The organism is Streptomyces sp. NPDC002306 (assembly GCF_053593435.1).
The window spans coordinates 1-25,230 of record NZ_JBSFCK010000030.1; the positions used below are offsets into that span (position 1 = coordinate 1).

General features: G+C 73.3%; 10 protein-coding genes and 1 pseudogene. 9 read left to right on the forward strand and 2 right to left on the reverse strand.

Translation table 11 applies throughout. The annotated features are described in order from the left end of the window. Positions 1 to 75: 75 nt before the first annotated feature. Positions 76 to 204 (forward strand): annotated as a pseudogene (locus tag ACWCQK_RS33580) (bifunctional glutamate N-acetyltransferase/amino-acid acetyltransferase ArgJ); the annotation flags it as partial. Positions 205 to 263: 59 nt separating this feature from the next. Continuing rightward, the gene (gene argB, locus ACWCQK_RS33585; protein ID WP_451161556.1) at positions 264 to 1,235 is read left to right on the forward strand and encodes an acetylglutamate kinase; all 972 of its coding nucleotides are present in this window, start codon (positions 264 to 266) and stop codon (positions 1,233 to 1,235) included. 31 nt (positions 1,236 to 1,266) lie between these two features. On the opposite strand, the gene ACWCQK_RS33590 is transcribed toward argB, so the two are convergent. Next, positions 1,267 to 2,472, reverse strand: a complete 1,206-nt coding sequence (locus tag ACWCQK_RS33590) for a serine hydrolase domain-containing protein (RefSeq protein WP_451161558.1) — start codon at positions 2,470 to 2,472, stop codon at positions 1,267 to 1,269. 794 nt (positions 2,473 to 3,266) lie between these two features. Beyond that, positions 3,267 to 4,013, reverse strand: coding sequence for a thioesterase II family protein (locus ACWCQK_RS33595; RefSeq protein WP_451161560.1), 747 nt, complete (start codon positions 4,011 to 4,013; stop codon positions 3,267 to 3,269). Positions 4,014 to 4,765: 752 nt separating this feature from the next. Between ACWCQK_RS33595 and ACWCQK_RS33600 the strand changes: the two genes are divergently transcribed. The 7 genes from ACWCQK_RS33600 (at position 4,766) to ACWCQK_RS33630 (ending at position 25,228) form a co-directional block, all read left to right on the forward strand. Further along, complete coding sequence (locus tag ACWCQK_RS33600) at positions 4,766 to 4,981, forward strand: MbtH family protein (RefSeq protein ID WP_451161562.1); 216 nt, start codon at positions 4,766 to 4,768, stop codon at positions 4,979 to 4,981. Between the two features lie 209 nt (positions 4,982 to 5,190). After that, positions 5,191 to 5,946 (forward strand): LmbU family transcriptional regulator, encoded by a 756-nt coding sequence (locus ACWCQK_RS33605; RefSeq protein ID WP_451161564.1) that lies wholly within the window; start codon positions 5,191 to 5,193, stop codon positions 5,944 to 5,946. Positions 5,947 to 6,308: 362 nt separating this feature from the next. Further along, entirely contained in the window at positions 6,309 to 7,895 is a 1,587-nt protein-coding gene (locus ACWCQK_RS33610) for an amino acid adenylation domain-containing protein (RefSeq protein ID WP_451161566.1), read from the forward strand. Between the two features lie 49 nt (positions 7,896 to 7,944). Next, positions 7,945 to 8,175 (forward strand): phosphopantetheine-binding protein, encoded by a 231-nt coding sequence (locus ACWCQK_RS33615; protein ID WP_451161568.1) that lies wholly within the window; start codon positions 7,945 to 7,947, stop codon positions 8,173 to 8,175. 232 nt (positions 8,176 to 8,407) lie between these two features. Next, a complete protein-coding gene (locus ACWCQK_RS33620) occupies positions 8,408 to 9,595 on the forward strand; it encodes an NAD(P)/FAD-dependent oxidoreductase (protein WP_451161570.1) in 1,188 nt (395 codons plus the stop codon). A 41-nt stretch (positions 9,596 to 9,636) separates the two neighbouring features. Next, the gene (locus ACWCQK_RS33625) at positions 9,637 to 17,388 is read left to right on the forward strand and encodes an amino acid adenylation domain-containing protein (RefSeq protein ID WP_451161572.1); all 7,752 of its coding nucleotides are present in this window, start codon (positions 9,637 to 9,639) and stop codon (positions 17,386 to 17,388) included. 10 nt (positions 17,389 to 17,398) lie between these two features. Continuing rightward, complete coding sequence (locus ACWCQK_RS33630) at positions 17,399 to 25,228, forward strand: amino acid adenylation domain-containing protein (RefSeq protein ID WP_451161574.1); 7,830 nt, start codon at positions 17,399 to 17,401, stop codon at positions 25,226 to 25,228. Positions 25,229 to 25,230: the final 2 nt, after the last annotated feature.

Consider the following 25,230-nt stretch of genomic DNA (forward strand, 5'->3'; position numbering starts at 1 on the left):
TGTCCTTCCCGCCGGGAAGGACATCCCGCCGGCAGGCCGCGGCCCCAGCGGTATTTCCACGATCGGAGTTCCCCCGTGAGTGTCACCGCAGCACGAGGCTTCACGGCGGCGGCCATCGCCGCAGGAATCAGACCCGACGGCGACCTCGGCCCGGCCGTCGTCGGCCACGGGCCGCGCCGCGCCGCGGCCGGCACCGGCACCACTGTTATCCGGGCCGACGACCCGAGCGCCGCATACGTCCACGAGAACAGCGAGAACGCCTCATGAGCGCATCACCCGCCGCCCCGCCCGCCCCGCACCCCCCACCGGACGCCGCCCCCCGGCGCACGGCCCCGCCCCGCACCCACACCCTCATCGAGGCGCTGCCCTGGATGGCACGCCACCACGGCAAGACCGTCGTCATCAAGTTCGGCGGCAACGCCATGGTCGACGACGACCTCAAGGCGTCCTTCGCCAAAGACGTCCTGTTCCTGCGCCACGCCGGCGTGCGCCCCGTCGTGGTGCACGGTGGCGGCCCGCAGATCAGCGCACAGCTGCAACGCCTGGGCCTGCCCGCCCGGTTCGAGGACGGCCTGCGCGTGACCACCGACGAGACCATGGACGTCGTCCGCATGGTCCTCGCCGGGCAGGTCCAGCGCGAACTCGTCGGCCTGCTCAACGAACACGGCCCGCACGCGGTCGGCATGACCGGCGAGGACGCCCGCCTGATGACGGCCGCCAGACGCTACGCGCTCCGCAACGGCAAGCCCGTCGACATCGGCCGCGTCGGCGAGGTCACCCATGTCGACGCGACCCTTGTGCGGACCCTGCTGGACGACGGACGCATCCCCGTCGTCTCCTCCATCGCCCGCCCCGAGGACGCCAAGGACGCCGCCGGCGGCGGGGTGTTCAACGTCAATGCCGACACCGCCGCCGCGGCCCTCGCCGCCGCCCTCGGCGCCGAGTCCCTGCTGATCCTGACCGACGTCGAGGGCCTGTACGCCGACTGGCCGCACAGCGGCGAGGTCATCCCGCGCCTGAGCGCCCCCGAACTCACCGCCATGCTGCCCGCCTTGGCCTCCGGGATGATCCCCAAGATGGAGGGCTGCCTGCACGCCGTCACCCACGGAGTGCGCACCGCCCGCATCCTCGACGGCCGGGTCGAACACGCCCTGCTCGAGCAGATCTTCACCGACGACGGCGCCGGCACCGTGATCGTGCCCGACGACGCCGGCCCCGCGCCCGCGACAGCCTGAACCCCGCCGCAGAGCGCCCCTTTTTTGTTTCTCAGCGCTTCGCGGACGGCGTGCCCGCCGCGCAGAACTCGGCGTCCAGCACCGGCAGCAGCGTCTCCGCACCCCAGTTGCTGTTGTAGTTGAACGTCAGCTGATGGCGGCCGTCGTCGGTGAACGCGGCCAGCGTCAGCCACCCCACCGCGCCCCCGTCGTGGTACCACAGGGTGACACCGCAGCCCAGCGTCAGCTGCTCGATGCCCAGCCCGTACGACGAACCCGGGAAATCGGGATTGTCGACGGTCGACTTCATCTCCTTCAACTGCCGCGGCGCCAGCAGCTTCCCGCGCATCAGCGCCCCGTAGAACCGGTTGAGGTCACCCGCGCTGGAGATGATGTCGCCGTTGCCCCAGTTCTGCGACCCGTTCACCTCGGTCACGTCGTCGACCCGCTGCGGCTGCTCGAAGAACAGCCGGGAGTAGGCGCGGCTGCTGGGCCGCGGCAGACGCACCCCCGTGCCAGGGTGGGACGTCGCCTTCAGCCCCAGCGGCTCGATGATCCGCCGGCGCACCTCGTCCTCGTACGACCGCCCCCCGGCCTTCTCCACGACCAGCGCGGCCAGGACGTCGTTGGTGTTGGAGAACCAGTGCCGGGCACCGGGCGCGAACAGCGGCGCGTGCGCGAGCGCCACCCCCACCCGCGTCTGCGGCGTCAGGGTGTCGTAACGGTGCTGCAGATAGCCGTCGCCCATCAGGTACGTCCGCCCGAAGTCCGGGTCGGCGAAGTAGTCGAACAGGCCGCTGGTGTGGTTGAGCAGCTGCCGCACGGTGATCTTGCTGCCGTCGTTGCCGTTGCCCGTGACCAGGCCGGGCAGATACCGCTCGACGGTGTCGTCGAGGCTGAGCTTCTTCTCCGCCTCCATCTGCAACAGCACGGTCGCCACGAAGGTGTCGGTGATGCCGCCGACGCGGAACCGGTCGTTCGCGCCGCGCGCCGCGCCCGTCTCCAGATTCCCCACGCCCGATGCGGACTTCCAGGTTCCGTCCGCGTCGCGTGCCTCCGCGCTCACCCCCGGGACACCGGCCGCGACGGCCGCGTCGATCGCGCGCTGCGTCGCCTGGTGGCCGGCCGCCGTGGGAGCCGTGTCCTGCGCCGCCCGGGCGGGACCCGTTAAGGCGGCGGCCGTGATCAGGGCCACCGCCAGACCGACCACGCCGGCCCTCGGTCTCCTCGCCGTGCTCCTCGTCGCTGCTGTGGTCATGTCCCCGCTCTCCTGAGAGTCGTCCGCACTTGGCTGATGACGTACTTGTGCGGTGTGGCCAGAGAGTAGGTCACCCGTGTCGGCCGCGGATAGCTCAGACAGCGGCGCGGATCGGCAGCGCCAAGGCCGCCGTCGTCGCTTCGCCGGGCACGCCAACAGCCTTGTAGGGAGGTCGAGTTGACGGCGAGCACGTCACGTGCCATTCCCTCTCCGTGCAGGTCGCGGGGGGTCACGCGGGGCGGGCGCGGGTCAACTCGCCGCCGCCGCGGGCCCGGGCGGACACCGCCTCCCGGACGGGGGGATACACCGCCGGCCACGGCGGGAAGCAGGCCCCGCGCGCCGCGCGCGAGGCCACGGCGGACAGCAGTCGCACGCCCGCCGCGCCGGCACCCCGCGACGGCCCGTGGCTGAATGTCATGCTCCGGTACCGGCAGCCGGCACGGCACGGCACGACGAGGGTGAGCCGGCAGACCGGCAGACCGGCAGACCGGCAGACCGGCACACGACGGGCGGGCGGGGAGGCGGCATGGACGGCCAGCCCCGGCGGGAAGTCCGTTACGGAACAGGGGAGTCGACGGTCAGCGCAGCCCGCAGCCCGCAGCCCGCAGCCCGCAGCCCGCGACCGGGACGCGTAACCGGGACGCGTGACGGCAGGGCGACGACGGACAGCGCGCAGGCACGGCCCGGCTCGCTCAGGCACGGCAGAGCAGGGCAAGGCAGGGCGCGTCAGGGCAGGGCGTGGAGGCAGGGGGTACGGGCGCGGTGTGCGGTGACCGCCCGGCCGTGGGCGGGCTTCAGCCGGAGCGCGTCGCGCGCGCCGTGTCGAGCGCGGTGGCCGCGTCCCGTTCGATCTGCCGCAGCAGCGGCGCGGGATCGTCCTGGAAGTAGAAGTGACCGCCCTCGAAGGCCCGCAGGCCCAGGAAGTGTTCGGAGTACTCCTGCCAGCCGGCCATCCGCGCGGGTGAGGCGGAATGGTCCGCGCCGCCCGCGTACGCCGACAGCGCCACGGGCAGGGGAGCGGTGTCGACAGCGGGCCGCCAGGTCTCCACCAGGCGCAGGTCGGCCCGGATGATCGGGTTGAACAGGGCCCACAGTTCGGGGTCGTCGAAGATCCCGTCGGGTGTGCCGCCGAGCAGCCTGAGCCGGGTGCTCAGCTCGGCGTCGGACAGCTCGTGGTAGTGGTTGCCCTGCCCCGCCAGCTGCGGTGCCGTCCGCGCGGACAGGCCCGCCCACACCGGCAGCGGCAGGCCCCGCGCCACGATCCGCCGGGTCATCTCGTATGCCACCAGGGCGCCCATGCTGTGCCCGAAGAAGGCGTAGGGGCAGGTCAGTTCGGGCTCGATGGAGTGCAGCAGCCAGTCGGCGAGACGGCCGGCGTCGGGGATCTGCGGCAGGTCGAGCAGGAGACCGTGGCCCGGGGCGTCGAGCAGCCGTACGTCCCAGGTGTCCGGCAGCAGCGCCGGCCAGTTGCGGTACAGCAGGTGCGAGCCGCCCGCGTGGTGCAGGACGAACAGGCGCAGGGCGGGTCGGGTGCTGTCCATCGCTCTCCCTCGGGTCGGGCCGCCCGGCGTCTCATGGCGCCGCCGGGGGGTGACGCTCGCCCTCGTCCGACGGCGGGGCTCTGCCCGGCTCACGCTACAGCGGCCCGCTCGCGGGCCCCCGGACGCGAAGGGGGCGGCTCACCCGTCCGGGTGGCGGCGCCGGGATTCGGTGCCCACGGCGGGCGCACGCCGGCAAGGACGCGGCAGGAAGGAAGCAGGAAGAAGAAGCAGGAATGCAGAAGCCGGAAGAAGCGGCAGGAAGAAGAGAGGAAGCGGCAGGCAGAAGAAGGGGGGAGCGGGGGAGGGGCGTGGGGCGGGCCCGTTGCGGGCGGGCCCGGCCCTGCCGTCCGCGTTCCGGGCCGCCGAGGAAGGAAGGGGAGGTGGCGGCGTGTGTCCGGATGCGGGCCGGCCCCTGGCCGGGGCCGCTGTCAGGCCCGTCGGCGCGGGCCGCAGACCGGCATCGTGGCACAGCGGTGCAGGGGGGTACAGAGGACCCGGGCCGGGTGCGGGTCCGCGCCGGGCGCCCGGGGGACCGGTGCGCCTGCGGCCCTTGAAGCTCCGGCGGTCCAGTCCTTACGGTGACGTGGCAACGCCGGGGTCGCTGCCGGTGCCGGGTGTCCCGCCGGCCGGAGCCCCGGGTGTCCTGTCGACCGGACAACACCGGCTGCCGGCCTCTGCGCCCGGTGCCCTCTTGCGCCCGGTCCGGCCGTTGCGCATCCCGAGTCACCCATGACGGTTAAGGATGGTGCCAGTTGAGCACGAACCCCTTCGATGACGAGGACGGCCGCTTCTTCGTCGTGGTCAACGACGAGGAGCAGCACTCCCTGTGGCCGGTGTTCGCCGAGCTGCCCGCGGGCTGGCGGGTGGTCTTCGGTGAGGCGGCCAGGGCCGAGTGCCTGGAGTACGTCGAGCACAACTGGAGCGACCTGCGCCCCCGGAGCCTGCGCGAGGCCATGGCGGCCGACTGAACGCCGCCCCCTCCTTTTTCCGGCGGTCCGGCGTGGCGCGGCCCGCCGGACCGCCGGTGAAGACATCCCCGGTCCCCGGACGGCACCCGCGCCGAGCGCGCCGGTCCGGGGCGGGGTGAAGCACGAGGACGGTGACCGCCGCCCGGGCAGCGGGCCCCAGTGACCGGCGCACCCGGGACGACACACTCTGACGTGGGGAGATGAAGGTTGTGAGCGGCGCTGTGAGAACCGCCGGCGGTGACAAGGCGGCCCTGGCGGGCAAGGGCGGCGGGCCCGCGCAACGCGATGTGGTCCTGTCCTTCGTGGGATCGCAGGCCCAGGTGCAGAAGTCGGGGATGATCTTCCCGCAGAACCTGTCGGAGCGGTCCTGGGAGCGGATCGGGACGAACCTGCGCGAACTCGTCAACTCCTCCGCGTGGTGGCTGGCCGACTGGCTCCTCTACGGCGAGAGCACCTATGGCTGGCGCCGCTACAAGGAGGCGGTCGAGCGCACCGGCCTCGACTACCAGACGCTGCGCAACTACGCGTGGGTGGCCCGCCGGTTCGAGCACCACCGCAGGCGGGACAGCCTCAGCTTCGCCCACCACGCCGAGGTCACCCGCCTGTCGCCGCCGGAGCAGGACTACTGGCTGCGCAAGGCCGAGCAGCAGAAGTGGTCGCGCAACGAACTGCGCCGTGCGGTGCGCGCCAGCCTGGCCGTGCAGAGCGAGAGCCCCGAGCACCACGAGAGCGCCGAACACCACGAGAGCGCCGAGGGCGCCGGCAGTGGCGGCGGGCCGCGGGAGGTGTCCCGGCTGGCGGAGTCGGCGGCCGCCGACAAGCGCCGGCAGAAGGTCACCACGCTCACCATCGAACTGTCGGCGGGCCAGCTGGAGTGCTACTCCAAAGCCGCCGCCGCGCATGGTCTGCCCGTCGACAAGTGGGTGGCCCAGCTGCTCGAGACCGCTGAGCGGCGCACCGCCTGACACCACGACCCACCGGCACCCCCCCCACACACACACGCACATACGCACGCACGCACCGCGACAGCGCCCTACGGCCCCCCCCACGGCCGTTCACGGCACGGCCCCCCACGCCTGTCTCCGCGACAGCCCCTCACGGCGCACGCCCCAAGCCCGGGCCCAGGCCCAGGCCCGAGGTCGCCCCAAGACCTTGGCCCGCCAGGCCCGCCCGAGCCCAGATCCGCCCGAGCACAGGCCCGCCCAAGCCCAGGCCCCGGCCCGCCCGAACAGGCCCCGGCCCGCCCCCGTGGCGCCCGCCTGCCCGTCTTCCCCGTGGTGCGCCGGCGGCCCGTGCGGCCGGACACCTCTCACATCGGAGTCAGCTGATGATCCTTCAGGGAAAGCGGGTCGCCCTGCCCCCGGCGCCCGTCGTCCACACACGGTTCGAGGAGCACGCCGCGGCCACCCCCGACGCCGTCGCCGTGCACTGGGCCGGCCGGCAGGTGACGTACGCGGAACTCGACGTGCGGGCGAACCGGTTCGCGCACTTCCTGGCCGCGCGCGGGCACGGCCGGGGCGCGAAGGTCGGCGTCTGTCTGGACTACTCCGTGGACCTGCTGGTCGCCATCCTGGGCACGCTGAAGGCCGGCGCGGCCTACGTCCCCTTCGACCCGGCCTATCCCGCGGCCCGGCTCCAGCTGCTGCTGGGCCAGGTGCCCGACCTCGCGCTGATCGTGGCGTCCCCGGCGACGGCCGCGATGGTCGAGTCGTCGGCCGCCGAGACCGTCGACCTCGAGCAGCTGTCCGGTGTGCTGGACGGCTTCCCGGCGAGCGCGCCCGGCATCCGCGTCACCGGCGACGACGTGTGCTACGCGGTGTTCACCTCCGGCTCGACCGGCACCCCGAAGCTGACCGCGGTACGGCACGAGGGCTGGTTCAACCTGATGAACTGGCTGCGGCTCGAATACGGCCTCGACGCCGGGTCCGCGAACCTGGTCGTCAGCGCGTTCGGATTCGACCTCTCCCAGCGCGCCCTGATGACACCGCTGTTCTGCGGCGCCACCCAGTATTTGATGGCCAGCCGCAACTTCGACGCCATGCTCGCCTACCGCCTGCTGAGCGAGCACGACATCCGCACCGTGCACTGCGCCTCCAGCACCCTGTACGTGCTGGTGGACTGGGAGAACGCGCGCGGCGGCGACGCGCTGAGCAGGCTGGACTACGTGCTGTTCGGCGGGGAGCCGCTCAAGAGTGAACGGCTCACCGGCTGGGCGCGGCGCGAGGGCAACCGGTGCACCCTGCTGCACCAGTACGGCGTCGCCGAGTGCACGGACGTCGCCACCTCCTACGACCTGGCCGGGCACCGGCCCGGCGAGCAGGACATCGCCCCGGTCGGCCGGCCGGCCTACAACACCGACATCCACCTCCTCGACGAGCGGCTGCTGCCGGTCGCGGCGGGGGAGTACGGCGAGATCTGCATTGCCGGGCTCAGCGTCGGCGCCGGATACCTCAACGGCAGCGGCCCCGAATCGCGGAAGTTCACCACGATCGACGCCGACGGCACACCGCTGCGGATCTACCGCACGGGCGATCGCGGCTACGTCGACGAGCACGGCGACCTCGTCGTCGCCGGCCGGATGGACGCGCAGGTCAAGGTGCGCGGCATGCGCATCGATCCCACCGACATCGAGCGCGCGCTCGGCCGCCTGGAGGGCATCGTGGAAGCCGCCGTGGTGGTCACCCCCACCGACTCCGGCGAGGTGGAGCTGACCGCGTTCCTCGTCCCCGGCGAGGACGGCGTCGCCGAGGACGACGTACGCGCCGGCCTGCTGCGGACCCTGCCGCGCAACATGGTCCCGGCCCGCTTCGTGACCATCGCCCGTATCCCGCTCAGCCCGCACGGAAAGGTCGACCGGCAGGCGCTGGCCGCCTCACTGCGCGAGCAGCTCGCCGACAGCGCAGTGAGGCACTGACCGGCGGACGGACGGCCGGCGGACCAGGATGACAACCGAGAGGACTGTGATGATCGCCGACAGCGTGCACGCCATATGGCGCCGCGAATTCCAGCGCGACGACATATCCGTCGACGACGACTTTTTCGCCCTGGGCGGCCATTCCGTGATCATGGTCAAGATTCAGGACGCCTTTATCGAGGAACTCGGCGCCGAAGTCCCGATGGACCAGATGTTCCTCAACCCGACGGTGGCGTCGATCTCCGCGTACATCGAATCCCTGGGCGCGGCGGCCCCGTGACGAGCGGCCCGGACGGTGCCGTGCCGTGTCTCGCCGGCGGGACGCGGCACGGCGCCGACGTGCGGTTCCGTCCAACGGTGAGGTTTCTGCCGCCCGTTGGGATCCACTAGCATCGAATGCGCGCCCGGCAGCGGCCAATTCACCCGCTGCGCCGAATTGCGCTTATCTACCACGCCTGTTCTCCGGTTACGGCGGCGTCGGGTCAAAAAACTATCTGGGTTAGAGAGGCGCCATGTACGACGTGATTGTCATAGGTGCCCGTTGTGCGGGATCGCCGACGGCCATGCTCTTCGCGCGGCAGGGTTATCGCGTTCTGCTCCTGGAGAAAGCGCGGTTCCCGCAGGACACGCTGTCCTCGCACTACATCCACCAGCAGGGCGTGGCCCTGCTCAACCGGTGGGGGCTGCTGGAGCGGCTGCGTGACGCGGGCTGCCGGCCCATCACCCGCCAGAGCTACTCGGGCCCGGGCGTGCGCATCGACGGCTTCTCCCTGCCGATCGACGGCCTGCGCACCACGTACGCGCCCCGGCGCTACGTCCTGGACCCGATCCTCGCCGACGGCGCGGTCGCGGCCGGCGTGGAGTTCCGCGACTCCTGCGCGGTCAACGACCTGATCTTCGAGGACGGGCGGGTGGCCGGCGTGCGCTGCACCACGCCCGGCGGCACCGAGACGAGCGAGCGCGCCCGCCTGGTCGTCGGCGCGGACGGCATGCGCTCGCTGGTGGCCCGCAAGACCGGCGCCCCCAACGTCATCGAGCACCCCCGGATGACCTGCACCTACTACAGCTACTGGGCGGGTGTGCCCGCGCACTTCGAACTGTACGAGCGGCCCGGCCGCTGGATCGGTGTGCTGCCCACCAACGACGACCTCACGCTGCTCATGGCCTACTTCCCGCAGGAGGACTTCGGCCAGGTCCGCAAGGCCGTCGAGCCCGCCTACCTCGACGCCTTCCGCACCACCGCGCCCGAACTGTACGAGCGGATGCAGGCGGGCGAACGGGTGGAGCAGCTGTACGGCACCGGGCACCAGGAGAACTACTTCCGCAAGGCCTACGGCCCCGGCTGGGCGCTGGTCGGCGACGCGGTCACCCACAAGGACTCCATCACCGCCCGCGGTATCACCGAGGCGTTCGTGCAGGCCCAGTCGCTCACCGACCACATCGGCCCGCGCCTGCACGACGATGCCGCCCTGAAGTCGGCGCTGCGCCGCTACGAGAGCGACCTGGGCGACGAGGCCCTCAACCACTACCAGGGCGCGCTGAACGTGGCCGAGCTCAAGCCCGAGGGACGCGCCGAGATGCTGCGCAAACTCGTCGGCCACCAGGAGCTGATCGACCGCTACTTCTCGACGCTGTCGGGGGCGTGCTCCATCGACGACTTCTACAACGACGAACTGCTGACCCTGCTCGACCAGAGCTGAGAGACGACCCGCTCCCTGGTTCCGCCGAATTTGGAGATGGCATGATCCCGTTGTCGTTCGCGCAGCGCCGGCTGTGGTTCGTGGACCGGTTCGAAGGCCCCTCGCCGACCTACAACGGCGCGTTCGCCCTGCGGCTGACCGGCGAGCTGGACGTGGACGCGCTGCGCTCGGCGCTGCGCGACGTCATCGGCCGGCACGAGGTCCTGCGCACGGTGATCGTCGAGGACGGCGACGGCGTCCCGCACCAGCAGGTGCTGCCCGCACCCCCCTTCGACCTGCCGGTCGTCGACGTCACCCCCCAGCAGCGGGAGGCGGCCGTCGACGAGGAGGCCAGGCGCACCTTCGACCTCGCCGCCGACATCCCCCTGCGCGCCCGCCTGCTGCGGTGCGCGCCGGGCGAGCACACCCTGGTCCTGGTGGTGCACCACATCGCCCTGGACGGCGAGTCCCTGGGACCGCTGCTGCGCGACGTGAGCACGGCCTACTCCGCGCGCCGGCACGGCGCCGTCCCGGCCTGGGAGCCGCTGCCGGTGCAGTACGCGGACTACACGCTGTGGCAGCAGGACGTCCTGGGCGACGAGAGCGACCCCGGCAGCCTGGCCGCCCGGCAACTGGCGTACTGGCGCGAGGCGCTCGCCGACCTGGCGCAGCCGCTCGCCCTGCCCACCGACCGTCCGCGCCCGCGCGTGATGAGCTCGCGCGGCGCGCTGGTCCGCTTCCCCCTCGCCCCCGACCTGCTGGAGGGCGTGGAGAAACTGGCCGCGGAGCAGGACACCACCGTCTCGATGGTCATGCAGTCGGCGCTCGCGGTGCTGCTGCACCACCTCGGATGCGGCGACGACATCCCGCTGGGCACGCCGATCGCCGGCCGCACCGACGAGGAACTGCGCGACCTCGTCGGGTTCTTCGTCAACACCTGGGTGCTGCGCGTCGACCTCGCGCACAACCCCACCTTCCGCGAACTGCTGGGACGGGTGCGCGAACGGGCGCTGGCCGCCTACGACCACCAGGACATGCCCTTCGAGCGGCTGGTGGAACTCCTCAACCCCGACCGCTCCACCGCCTACCACCCCTTCTTCCAGGTGATGCTCGCCTGGCAGGAACCCCTGGGGGAGCTGGACTTCGAGGGCCTGGCCGTCCAGTCGCAGACCCTGGAGACCGCGACCGCCAAGTTCGACCTGTTCTTCAACATGATCCCCGACGGCCGCGGCGGCGCGGGCGTACGCCTGGAGTACGCCACCGACCTGTTCGACCGCTCCACAGCCGAACGCCTCGCGCAGCGCTTCGTGCGCGTGCTGGAACGCCTCGTCGCCGACGCCGGACGCCCCGTCGGCGCCATCGACGTCCTGGAGCCGGCCGAACGCGCCCTGCTGCTGCACCGCTTCGACGACGCCGCCCAGGTGCCCGCCCAGACGATCCCGCAGCTGTTCGAGACCCAGGCCGCCCGCACCCCGCACGCCCCGGCGGTGGTGTGCGAGGACCGCACCCTGACCTACCGGGAACTCGACGAACGCGCCAACGCCGTCGCCTGGGAACTGATCCGCCACGGCGCCGGCCCCGAGGACCTGGTGGTGCTGGCCCTGCCGCGCACCGAGGACCTCGTGGCGGGCCTGCTCGGCATCCTCAAGTCCGGCGCCGCCTACCTGCCGCTGGACCCGCAGTACCTGCGCGGACGCGCCCCCGGCGTGCTGGCCGAGGCCGCGCCGCGCTTCGCCGTCACCGACACCGCGACCTGGCGCGAGCTGCCGCAGAGCGGCATCACCGCCGTCGACCTCGACCAGCGCGCCCACTGGCAGCCCGCCCCGGGCGCGCCCGGCGACAGCGACCGCACCACGCCGCTCCACGGAGACCACCTCGCCTACGTGATGTACACCTCCGGCTCCACCGGCACCCCCAAGGGCGCGGCCGTCACCCACGCCAACGTCGTGAGCGGGGTCCGCGAACTCGTGCGCGTCCTGGACGCCCCGCCCGGCTGGCGGATGCTGGCGGGCACCTCCGTCAACTTCGACGTCTCCGTCTTCGAACTGCTCAGCACCCTGTCCACCGGCGGCTCGGCCGAAATGGTGCCCAGCGCGCTGGCACTGGCCGACCGCGACGGCTGGGACGGCCACGTCATCAGCGCCGTCCCCTCCGTGCTCGCCGAACTGGTCGGCCACCTGGACAAGACCACCGACGTCCGCGCGGTGGTCTTCGCCGGCGACGTCCTGCCCGCCCGCCTGGTGCGCCAGGTACGCGAGGCGCTGCCCGCCGCCCAGATCGTCAACTCCTACGGACAGAGCGAGAGTTTCTACGCCACCACCTTCAGCCCCGCCGCGTCCCGGGAGTGGGCCGACACCGACACGGTGCCCATCGGCACCCCGCTGGGCACCATGCGTGCCTACGTGCTGGGCCCGGGCCTGGCCCCGGTCGCGCAGGGCGTGATCGGCGAACTGTACGTGGTCGGCGCCTGCCTGGGCCGCGGCTACCAGGGCCGGCCGGCCCTGACCGCCGAACGCTACGTCGCCAACCCCTACGGCCCCGCGGGCGAGCGGATGTACCGCACCGGCGACCTGGCCCGCTGGAACGCCGACGGCGACCTGGAGTGCGTCGGGCGCGGCGACGGCCAGGTCAAGGTACGCGGCTTCCGCATCGAGACCGCCGAGGTCGAGGCGGCGATCACGGCGCACCCCGGCATCAGCGAGGCCGTGGTCATCAGCCGCGAGGTGCCCGCCGGCGGCCGCCGGCTGGTCGCCTACGTGGTGCACACCGGTGAGGGCGCCGTCGGCGACGACGGCGCCGGCGGCATCGGCGACGTCGACGTGCAGTCCGGCGCCTCGGCCGCCGAACTGCGCGCGTTCGTCGCCGAACGGCTGCCCGACTACATGGTCCCCTCCGCGTTCGTGGCGCTGGGCCGGCTGCCGCTGGGCCCCTCCGGCAAACTGGACCGCGCGGCACTGCCCGAGCCGGAGTTCTCCGGCGAGACCTACCGCGCCCCGCGCACCGAGGCCGAGGCGGTCATCACCGCCGCCTACGCCGACGTCCTGGGCGTGGAACAGGTCGGCGTCGACGACGACTTCTTCGCCGTCGGCGGCGACAGCCTGCGCTCGATCCAGGTGGTGGCCCGCGCCCGCGCCCGCGGCCTGGACCTCACCACCCGGGAGATCTTCGAATGCCGCACCGCGGCCCGGCTGGCCGAGGCCGCCGCCGCCCGCCGCGGCCGGGTGCCCGTCCTCGCCGAGGACGCCGACGGCGGCCTGGGAACCCTCCCGCTGCCGCCGGTCGCACGGCACGTCTTCGCCCACGGCGGCGGCCTGGACCGCTTCGCCATGTCGATGGTGCTCCAGCTGCCCGACCACATCGACGCGGCCGGCCTGGCCGCCACCCTGGACGCCGTCCTCGACCGGCACGACCTGCTGCGCGCCCGCCTCGTCCCCGGCGAGGAGGGGGACGTTCTCACCGTGCCCGCCGCGGGCAGTGTCCGCGCGGCCGGCCTGATCCACCGCGTCGACTGCGACGGCCACTGGCAGGACCCGGCCGCACTTGAGGCCGCCCGCGCCCACCTCGACGAGGCGGTGGGCCGCCTCGACCCGCGCGCCGGGACCATGGCCGCCTTCGTCTGGTTCGCCGCCCCCTCGGGCGAGGGCCGGCTGCTGGTGGTCCTGCACCACCTGGTCGTCGACGGCGTCTCCTGGCGCATCCTGATGTCGGACCTCGCCGAGGCCTGGCAGCAGGTGCGCCACCACCGCACCCCCCAGCTCGCCCCCGTCGGCACCTCGGCCCGCCGCTGGGCGGCCGCACTCGCCGACGAAGCACTCACCGCACACCGGGAAGCGGAGACGGCGTACTGGCGCGACGTGCTCGAAGCCCCCAACCCGCCGCTGGGCACCCGCACCTTCGACCCCGCAGTGGATGTGATGTCCACCCTCGACACCGTGCGCGTGCAGCTGCCCGCCCCGGTCACCGAGGCGGTCCTGACCCGGCTGCCCGCCGCGTTCCGCGCCACCGCCGCCGACGTCCTGCTCGCCGCGCTCGCCGTCGCGGTGGAGCACTGGCGCGGCGCCGGCAGCTCACTGCTGGTGCGCCTGGAGGGCCACGGCCGCCAGGAGGACGCCATCGAAGGCGCCGACCTCTCACGCACCGTCGGCTGGTTCACCAGCATGTACCCGGCCCGCGTCGACGCCGGAGCACTGGACCTGGCCGACATCCTGGCGGGCGGCCCGGCGGCCGGCCGGGCGATCCAACGCGTCAAGGAACAGCTGCGCGCCATCCCCGACAAGGGCCTGGGCTACGCACTGCTGCGCCACCTCAACCCCGAAAGCGCCGACCAGCTCGCCGAACTCCCGGTGCCGCAGGTCGGCTTCAACTACCTGGGCCGCATCTCCGACACCGACGTGCCCGAGCAGCTGCGCGCCCACGGCTGGGGACCGACACCCTGGTCCGCCGAGCTGATCCCGGCACCCGACGGGGACCTGCCCGCCCTGTCCGCGCTGGAGGTCAACTCCGTCGCCACCGACAGCCCCGACGGCACCCGGCTGCAGGCCGCGTTCATGTTCCCCACCACCGTCCTCACCCGCGAGCGCACCGCCGAACTCGCCGACCTGTGGGTACGCGTCCTGCACGGCATGGCCCGGCACGCCGCCCGCCCCGACGCCGGCGGCCTCACCCCCAGCGACGCCCCCCTCGTCACCGTCCGCCAGGACGAACTCGACACCTGGCAGCAGCGCTACGGCCGGCTGCGGCAGGTGTGGCCGCAGGCCCCGGGCCAGTCCGGCATCCAGTTCCAGGCCGCCCTCGCCGAGGGCACCTTCGACGTCTACCACATGCAGTTCGTGCTGCACCTGTCCGGACACGTCGACCCCGACCGCATGCGCGCCGCCGGACAGGCACTGCTGCAGCGCCACCCCAACCTGCGCTCCGCGTTCCTGACCGCCGACGGCGGCGACCCGGTCCAGATCGTCGCCGACCACGTCGCCCTGCCCTGGCGGCACCTGGACCTGGCTGGCCACAGCCCCGAAGAACAGGACGCCGCCCTCAACGACGCCCTCGCCGCCGACCGCGCCGACCAGCTCGACCCCACCCGGCCCCCGCTGCTGCGCCTGGCCCTGCTCACCTGCGGCCCGCAGCACACCAAACTCGTCCTGACCGCCCACCACACCCTCTTCGACGGCTGGTCCTCACCCCTGGTCATCAAGGACCTGATCCGGCTCTACGCCCAGGCACCCGACCTGCCCCCGGTACGCGGCTACGGCGACTACCTGGCCTGGCTGGCACGCCAGGACCGGCAGGCGTCCGCGCAGCGGTGGAAGGACGAACTCGCCGGATTCGACCAGCCCACCCTCATCGCCCCCGACACCCCCCTCACCGGCGAGGCGTCCGCCCTGGGCCGCATCGAGGTGCCGCTCACCATCGACCAGGGACGCGAACTCGCCCGGCGCGCCGCCGAACTCGGCGTCACCCTCAACACCCTCCTGCAGGGCGCCTGGGCGATCCTGCTGTCCAAGCTGACCGGCCGGCACGACGTGGTCTTCGGCGCCGCCGTCAACGGCCGCCCCGCGGACCTGGCCGGCTCCGACGAGATGGTCGGCCTGTTCATCAACACCCTGCCCACCCGGGTGCGCTGCGCTCCCGCGCAGAGCGCCGGCGAGGTCATCACCGACCTGCAGAACCGGCAGATCTCCCTGCTCGACCACCACTACTACGGCCTGGCCGACATCCAGCGCGGCGTCGGCCTGCCCGCCCTGTTCGACACCATCGTCGTGTTCGAGAACTACCCGATCGACCGCGCGGGCATCGTCGAGGCGAACGCCTCCGCGGGCTTCACCATCGACGGCATCCGCCCGTTCGCCGGCTCGCACTACCCGCTCACCCTCAACGCCTCCGACCCCTACCTGCGCCTGTCCCTCGACTACCAGAACAACCTCTACGACCGCGACGGCGCCCAGGCCATCGCCGCCCGCCTGGTACGGGTCCTGGAACAGATCCTCGACGACCCGGCCACCCCCGTCGGCGCCCTGGACGTCCTGTCCGCGCACGAACGCCACCACCTGCTGCGGGAGGTCAACGACACCGCCCGCCCGGTAGCCGCGACCACCCTGGCGGACGCGTTCGAGGCACAGGTACGCCGCACCCCCGACCGGCCGGCGGTGATCGGCGAACAGCAGCGCCTGACCTACGCGCAGTTCAACGAACGCGCCAACCGGCTGGCGCACTGGCTGCAAGAGCAGGGCGCCGGCCCCGAACAGCTCGTCGCCGTGCGCATCCCGCGCTCGGTGGACCTGATGGTGGCGATCTACGCCGTCGTCAAGGCCGGCGCCGCCTACCTGCCCATCGACACCGACCTGCCCCCGGACCGGGTACGGCACATCCTGGACAGCGCCCGCCCGCTGCTGGTCCTCGACCCGGACCTGCCCGACACACACACCCACCCGGCGGGAGACCCGCAGCGCGCCCTGTCACCGGACAACGCCGCCTACGTCATCTACACCTCCGGCTCCACCGGCGGCCCCAAGGGCGTCCAGGTCTCCCACCGCTCGATCATGAACCGGCTCGCCTGGGGCCTTCACCACTTCGACGTCGGCACCGAGGACCGGGTCCTGCTGAGCACCACGGCGAGCTTCGACGTGTCGGTGCCCGAACTGTTCGCCCCGCTGCAGACAGGCGCCGCCGTCGTCGTCGCCCGCCCGGACGGCCGCCGCGACCCCGCCTACCTCGCCGCCCTCATCCAGCGCGAACACGTCACCGGCGCCGACTTCGTGCCCTCCCTGCTGGAGGCGTTCACCGCCGAACCCACCGCCCGGCAGTGCACCAGCCTGCGCTGGATCGAGGTCGCCGGCGAGGCGTTTCCGCCCGCGCTCGCCGACCGCGCCGCCCAGGTGCTGCCCGGCTGCGGCGTGCACAACCTCTACGGCCCCACCGAGGCATCGGTCGAGGTCACCGCCTGGCAGCACGTGCCCGGCACCGACCGGGTACCGATCGGCGCACCGGTATGGAACACCCAGGTGTACGTCCTGGACGCGGCACTGCGCCCGGTCCCGCCCGGCGTCGCGGGCGAGCTCTACCTCGCCGGGACCGGCCTGGCCCGCGGCTACCTGGGACAGCCCGGCCTGAGCGCCGCCCGGTTCGTCGCCTGCCCCTTCGGCGCCCCCGGCACCCGCATGTACCGCACCGGCGACGTGGCCCGCTTCGACGACGGCGGGCAGGTCGAGTACCTGGGACGCTCCGACTTCCAGGTCAAGGTGCGCGGCTTCCGCATCGAACTCGGCGAGATCGAGCAGACACTGCGCGCCCAGCCGCAGATCGACACCGCGGTGGTCGTGGTCCGCGAGGACACCCCCGGCGACCAGCGCCTGGTCGCCTACGTGGTGCCCGCCGCGCAGGCGGCCGCCCTGGACACGCAGGCCCTGACCGGCCGCCTGCGCGCGCACCTGCCGGAGTACATGGTGCCCTCGGCGGTCGTGGAACTGGCCGCGCTGCCCCTGACCCCGTCCGGCAAGCTCGACCGCAACGCACTGCCCGCCCCCGAGCAGAGCGCCACCGCCGCCGGGCGCGGACCGCGCGATGAGCGCGAGGAAATCCTGTGCCGGCTGTTCGCCGAACTCCTCGGCGTCGACGAGATCGGCATCGACATCGACTTCTTCGACCACGGCGGGCATTCGCTGCTGGCCACCCGGCTGACCGGCCGCATCCGCAACGAACTGGGCGTCGACGTGAAGGTCACCACCGTCTTCCGCAGCCCCACCGTCGCCCAGCTGGCGGCCCGGATCGACCAGCTCGCCACCTCCAACCGCCCCCAGCTGCGCCCGATGAACGTGTAGGAGTGCGTCGATGATCCCGTTGTCCTTCGCCCAGCGACGGCTGTGGTTCCTCCACCGCTTGGAAGGCCCGTCCGCGACCTACAACATCCCCTTCGTACTGCGCGTGGACGGGCCGCTGGACACGGCGGCCCTGGCCGCGGCAGCGGGGGACGTCACCGCCCGGCACGAAAGCCTGCGCACCCTGGTCGCCGAGGACACCGACGGCACCCCGCGCCAGCACATCCTGCCCCCGCAGCAGGCACACCCGCCGCTGCGGATCCTCGACACCGGCGCCGACGGCGTGGACGCCGCGATCAGGCGGGCGGCGTGCGAGAGCTTCGACCTGGACACCGAACTGCCCCTGCGCACCACCGTCCTGCGCGTCGGCCCGCACCACCACGTGCTGGTGTTCGTCTTCCACCACATCGCCGCCGACGGCGCGTCGATGGCACCGTTCCTGCGCGACCTCATCACCGCCTACACCGCCCGCCACCAGGGCGAAGCCCCCCGGTGGGCGCCGCTTGCGGTGCAGTACAAGGACTACACCCTGTGGCAGCGCGAGGTCCTCGGCGACGAGGAGGACCCCGACAGCGTCGCCGCCGGACAACTGGACTACTGGCGCCGGGAACTGGCCGGCGTGCCGCAGCCGGTGCAGCTGCCGCTGGACCGGCCCCGGCCGGCCGTCGCCGGCCACCACGGCGGCCACGCCGACTTCGCCCTCGACGCCGACCTCCTCGCCGGGATCGGGAAACTCGCCTCCCAGCACGGCGCGACCGCCCCGATGGTCGCGCAGGCCGCCCTCGCCGTGCTCCTGCACCACCTCGGCGCCGGCAACGACCTCACCATCGGCAGCCCCATCGAAGGCCGCGCCGACGAACAGCTCGACGACCTGATCGGGTTCTTCGCCAACACCTGGGTGCTGCGCGTCGACCTGTCGCACAACCCCGCCTTCGGCGACCTGCTGGAACAGGTCCGCGAACGGGCCCTGGCCGCCTACGACAACCAGGACGTCCCCTTCGAACGCCTGGTGGAACTCCTCAGCCCCGACCGCACCACCGCCTACCAGCCGCTGTTCCAGACCATGCTGGCCTGGCAGTTCGAGTGGTCGCAGATCGAGATGCCCGGCCTGCACCTCACCCCCGTCCCGGCGGGCACCGACACCGCGAAGTTCGACCTGTTCTTCAACATCGTCCCCACCCCCTCCGGCGGCGCCTACGGACGCCTGGAGTACGCCACCGAGCTCTTCGACCACCGCACCGCCCGCGGCCTCGTCGAACGCTACGTCCGCGTCCTGCGCCAGGTCGTCGCCGACCCCGCCACCCGCCTGGGCCGCATCGACGTGCTCACCGACACCGAACGCGCGCGGCTGGCCCGGCTGAACGAGACCGCCGCGCCGCAGCCGGAGGCCACCCTCGACCAGCTCCTCGCCGCCCAGAGCGCCCGCACCCCGCACGCCACCGCCGTGACCTGCGGCGAGACCACCCTCACCTACCGGGAACTGGACGCCTGCGCCGGCCGGCTCGCCGCCGTCCTGCGCGCCCACGGGGTGGGCCCCGACGTCCTGGTCGCCGTCGCCCTGCCGCGCACCGCGGACCTGGTCGTCGCCCTCCTCGGAGTGATCAAGGCCGGCGGCGCCTACCTGCCCATCGACCCCGCCTACCCGGCCGCCCGGATCGACCTGCTGCTCACCGCGGCCGAACCCGCCCTGGTCCTGACCGACCACCGCACCGCACCGGCCCTGGCCGCCTGCCGGCCGCCGCTCCTGCACCTGGACGACCTGCACCCGGACGACCCGCACCCGGACGGCCTGAGCCCGGACGGGCCCGCCCGCGACCTCGCCGAGAGCGGCGTGCGCCCGGACCACCTCGCCTACGTGATGTTCACCTCCGGCTCCACCGGCACCCCCAAGGGCGTCGCCGTCACCCACGCCGGCGTCACCAACGGCCTCCAGGACCTGCGCCGCATCACCCAGGTCGAGCCCGGCTCGCGGATGCTCGCCGCGACCTCCATAAACTTCGACGTCTCCGTCTTCGAGATCTTCACCGCGCTCACCACCGGAGCCAGCGTCGACCTCGTGCGCGACGTCCTCGAACTCGCCGAACGCGGCCCCTGGTCGGGCACCACCATCAGCGCCGTGCCCACCGTGTTCGCCGCCCTCCTCGACCAGATCACCCCCGCCCCCGGCACCGCCGGCACACCGCCGCTGGACGTGCGCACCGTCGTCTTCGCCGGCGAGGCGCTCCCCGCCGACCTCGCCGCCCGGGTCCGCCACACCCTGCCCGGCGTCCGCGTCGTCAACGCCTACGGACAGACCGAGAGCTTCTACGCCACCGCCCACACCCTGCCCGACGACACACCGCCCGAGGGCGCGATACCCGTCGGACAGCCCCTGGCCAACCTGCGCGCCTACGTGCTGGGACCCGAACTCGCCCCGCTCCCGCCCGGCGTGATTGGCGAACTCTACGTCGGCGGCCTGCTCGCCCGCGGCTACCACCGCAACGGCGCGGCCAGCGCCCAGCGCTTCGTCGCCGACCCCTTCGGGCCGCCCGGCACCCGCATGTACCGCACCGGCGACCTGGCCCGCCGCGACGACGAGGGCCGGCTGGTGTACGCCGGACGCGCCGACACCCAGGCGAAGATCAACGGCATCCGCGTCGAACCGACCGAGATCGAGAGCGTCCTCGCCCGCCACCCGGCCGTCGGCCAGGCCGCGGTCACCGTCCGCGAGGACCACACCGGCACCACCCGCCTCGTCGGCTACGTCGCCCCCGCCACCGGCGCCGACGGCACGGCCGGCCACGGCAGCGGCCTACCGGTCGCCGAACTGCGCCACTTCGCCGCCGAACGGCTGCCCGACTACATGGTGCCCGCCCTGTTCGTGGTCCTGGAGCGGCTGCCGCTGACCGCGAGCGGAAAACTCGACCGGGCCGCCCTGCCCGAGCCGCAGTTCACCACGACCGCCTACCGGGCCCCGCGCACCGCGACCGAGCAGGTCCTGGCCGAGGTGTTCGCGGACGTCCTGGACAACACTCGCACCGGCATCGACGACGACTTCTTCACCGGCGGCGGCGACAGCATCCGCTCCATCCAGGTCGTCGCCCGGGCCAAGGCCCGCGGCGTCCTCGTCAGCACCCGCGAGGTCTTCGAACACCGCACCGTCGCCCGGCTCGCCGAACGGGCCGACGCCCGCGCCGGACAGCAACGCGTGAGCCTGCCCGAACTGCCCGGCGGCGGCGCCGGCTGGGCACCGCTGACCCCCACCGCCGCCCACGTCCTCGCCCTCGGCGGAAATATCGGCCGGTTCTGCATGTCGGCCCTGCTGACCCTGCCCGACACCATCGACCGGCCCACCCTGCTGGCCACCCTCCAAACCGTCCTGGACCGGCACGACGTGCTGCGCTCCCGCCTGGACCGCACCACCCCCGGCCTGTGGACACAGCCCGCCGGCCACAGCGACGCCGGCCCGCTGCTGCGCGAGGCCCCCTACGACAGCGACCGCCTGCAGGCCGAACTCGACGCGGCGGCCGGCCGCCTCGACCCGGACGCCGGGACCATGGCCCAGTTCGTGCGGCTGACCTGCGACACACAGCCGGACCGGCTGCTGATCGTGCTGCACCACCTGGTCGTCGACGGGGTGTCGTGGCGGATCCTGCTGCCCGACCTGGTCGCCGCCTGGCAGCGGGCCCGCGACGCCGGCGCCCCCGCGCCCGCCCCCGCGGGCACCTCCGCACGCCGGTGGGCGCACGCCCTGGCCGAGGAGGCCCTCACCGAACACCGCACCGCCGAACTGCCCCGCTGGCAGGAGATCCTGCGCGAGGAGGAACCCCCGCTCGGCGCCCGCCCCGTGGACCCCGCGCGGGACGTCGCCGCCACCGTCGACACCGTCCGCGTCCAGGTTCCCGCCGACGTCACCCGGGCCCTGCTCACCACGGTGCCCGCACTGTTCGGCGGCGGCGCCGACGACACCCTGCTCGCCGCGCTGGCGCTGGCGCTGGCCCGCTGGCGGGCCGCCCGCGGCCGGCCCGCCTCCTTCGCCCTGGTACGGCTGGAGGGACACGGCCGCGAAGAACACGTGGTGCCCGGCGCCGACCTGTCCTCCACCCTGGGCTGGTTCACCGCCATGTACCCGGTGCGCCTGGACGTGACGGGCATCGACGTGGCCGACGCGTTCGCCGCCGGGCCGGCCGCCGGACGGGCCGTCAAGGCCGTCAAGGAACAGCTGCGGGCAGTGCCCGACCACGGCATCGGCTACGGCCTGCTGCGCCACCTCAACCCGCAGACCGCCCCCGTGCTGGCCGGCCGGCCCCAGCCGCAGATCGGCTTCAACTACCTGGGCCGCTCCTCCGGCGCGGACCTCCCCGAGAAGCTGCGCGGCCTGGGCTGGGCCCCGGACACCACCCGCCGCGACCTGATCGCCGCCCCCGACGCGGACATGCCGGTGCTGTCCGCACTGGAGATCAACGCGGTGGCCGCCGACTCGGGCGCCGGCGACGAACTGAGCGCCTGGTTCGGCTTCGCCACCGGCGTCCTGACCCGCGAGGAGGTCGGCGAACTCGCCGCCCTGTGGGTCGAGGCGCTCACCGCCCTGGCCCGGCACGCCGCCACCCCCGGCGCCGGCGGCCTCACCCCGAGCGACGCCCCCCTGCTCGCCCTGCGCCAGGACGAGATCGACACCTGGGAGGCCCGCCTGGGCCGCCTCACCACCGCCTGGCCGACCACCCCCGTCCAGTCCGGGATGCTCTTCCACACCCTGCTGGCCGGCTCCGCCTTCGACGCCTACCACATGCAGCTGGACTTCCACCTGTCCGGCGACGTCGACCCCGACCGCATGCACCGCGCCGCACAGGCACTGCTGAGCCGGCACGCCAACCTGCGCGCCGCGTTCGCCGACCGGGCCGACGGCGAAGCCGTCCAGGTCATCCCGCGCGACGTCACCCTGCCCTGGCAGTACCACGACCTGAGCGCGCTCGGCGAACACGAACGCACCCAGATCTTCGAGGAGTTCCTCGCCACCGACCGCGACACCCACTTCGACGTCGACACCCCGCCGCTGATCCGGATGGCGCTCGTCGTCCTCGAACCCGGCCACGCCGAACTCGTCCTGACCGCCCACCACGTCCTGCTCGACGGCTGGTCCACCCCCCTGCTCATGCGGGACCTGCTGCTGCTGTACGCCTCCGGCGGAGACGCCGGCGCACTGCCCGCCACCCGCGACTTCGGCGAATTCCTGACCTGGCGCGCCGCGCAGGACGAGGAGGAGACCGCGCGGGCCTGGGCGGCCGAACTCGACGGCGTCCAGGAACCCACCCTGCTCGCCCCCGGCGCCGAACGGGCCGTCGAGGACGGCCTCGACCAGGTCGACGTCGCCCTGCCCGCCGAGGAGGCACGCGCCCTGACCCGGCACGCGAGCGAGCTGGGCATCACCATCAACACCCTGGTCCAGGGCGCCTGGGGACTGTTGCTGGGCCGGCTCACCGGCCGCCAGGACGTGGTGTTCGGCGCCACCGTCTCCGGACGCCCGCCCGCGGTCACCGGCGTCGAGTCGATGGTCGGCATGTTCATCAACACTCTCCCCGTACGCGTCGCGTACGCGCCCGGCGACACCCTCGCCGAGATCCTCACCCGGCTCCAGGACCGCCAGGCCCGCCTGCTGGACCACCACTACTACGGACTCACCCAGATCCAGCAGGCCACCGGACTGCCCTCGCTCTTCGACACCCTGGTGGTCTTCGAGTCCTACCCCGTCGACCAGGACGGCCTGAGCGCCGCCACCGAGGCCGCCGACGGCATCGCCTTCACCGGCCTGCGCCCGTGCACCGGCACCAACTACCCGCTGACCCTGATGGCGGCCGCCGACCCGCACCTGCAGCTCACCCTGCAGTACGCCCGCGGCGCCTTCGACCGGGCCACCGTGGAGACGTTCGCGGCCCGCCTGGTGCGCGTGCTGCGCCGCCTCGCGGCCACCCCCCACCTGAGGGCCGCACAGGTCGACGTCCTGGACCCGGCCGAACGCCACTGGCTGCTCTCGGAGTTCAACGACACCGCCGTGCCCGTCGAACCCGCGAGCGTCGCCGCCCTCGTCCAGGCGCAGACGGCCCGCACCCCCGACGCGACAGCCGTGGCCGCCGACGGCGCCTCGCTCACCTACCGCGAACTCGACGAACGCGCCGAACGGCTGGCCGGCGAACTCACCGCCCGCGGCGTGCGGGCGGAGTCGCTGGTCGCGGTGTCCCTGCCGCGCTCGGCGGACCTGGTGGTCGCCCTGCTCGCGGTCCTCAAGGCGGGCGGCGCCTACCTGCCGCTCGACCCCAAGTACCCCAGCCACCGCCTGCGGGCCATCTTCGACGAAGCCCGCCCGCACCTCGTCCTGACCCACTCCGCCACCACCGGCGTGCTGCCCGCCCACCACGCCCCGGACATCCTGCTCGACACCCTCGACCTCTCCAGCGCCGGCGCCGGCACCGGATCGCACCGGCCGCCCCTGCCCGGACAGCTCGCCTACGTCATGTACACCTCCGGCTCCACCGGCAAGCCCAAGGGCGTCGCCATCACCCACGCCACCGTCGTCAACGGCGTGCTGCAACTGGCCTCCCGGGTGGGCATGGAACCGGGCAAGCGGCTGCTGGCGGGCACCTCCGTCAACTTCGACGTCTCGGTGTTCGAGATCTTCACCGCGCTCGCCGCCGGCGGCGTCGTCGACATGGTCCGCGACGTCCTGGTCCTGGGCGAACGCCAGGGCTGGAGCGGCGAGATCGTCTCCACCGTCCCCTCCGCCTTCGCCGAACTCGTCGACCAGATCGCCGGCCGCACCCGCGTGGAGACGGTCGTCTTCGCCGGCGAGGCCCTGCCCGCCTCCCTCGTCGCCCGGACCCAGGACGCCTTGCCCGGCGTACGCATCGTCAACGCCTACGGACAGAGCGAGTCGTTCTACGCCACCGCCTTCACCGTCACCGGCGACATCCGCGAACGGGCCGGCACCACCCCCATCGGCGCCCCGCTGGGCAACATGCGCGTCTACGTCCTGGACGCGGGCCTGGCCCCGGTGCCGCCCGGCACGGTCGGCGAACTGTACGTCGGCGGCAGCGTGGCCCGCGGCTACCACCAGCGGGCCGCGGCCAGCGCCGAACGCTTCGTCGCCGACCCCTTCGGCCGGGCCGGCTCACGCATGTACCGCACCGGCGACCTGGCCCGCGTCGACGAACGGGGCCGCCTGGAGTACGCCGGCCGCGCGGACACCCAGGTCAAGGTGCGCGGCTTCCGCGTCGAGCCCGGCGAGGTCGAGGCCGTGCTCGGCGCGCACCCCGGCGTCACGCAGACGGCCGTCATCGCCCGCGAGGCCCCCGGCGGCGGCCGCCAACTCATCGCCTACGTCGTCCCCGCCGCCGACCGCCCCCCGCACAGCGCTGACAGCCCGCAGGACCGGGAGAGCCTCGACAGCGCGGTCCTGCACCGCTTTATGTCCGAGCGGCTGCCGGAGTTCATGGTGCCCTGCGCGTTCATGGTGCTGGAGCGGCTGCCGCTGGCCCCCAACGGCAAACTGGACCGGGCCGCGCTGCCCGAACCGCAGTTCACCACGACCGCCTACCGGGCACCGGCCACCCCCCGCGAGGAAACCCTGGCCGCCCTGTTCGCCGAGGTCCTCGGCGCGGACCGGGTCGGCACCGACGACGGCTTCTTCGAACTGGGCGGGCACTCCCTGCTCGCCACCCGGCTCATCAGCCGCGCCCGCGCCGAACTGGGCATCGAGATACCCATCCGCAAGATCTTCGACCTGCCGACGGTGGCCGCGCTCGCCGCCTGGTCGCAGGAGTCGGCCGCGCCGCGCCGCCCCAGTCTGCGCCAGACGATCGTGAAGGAGTGAAG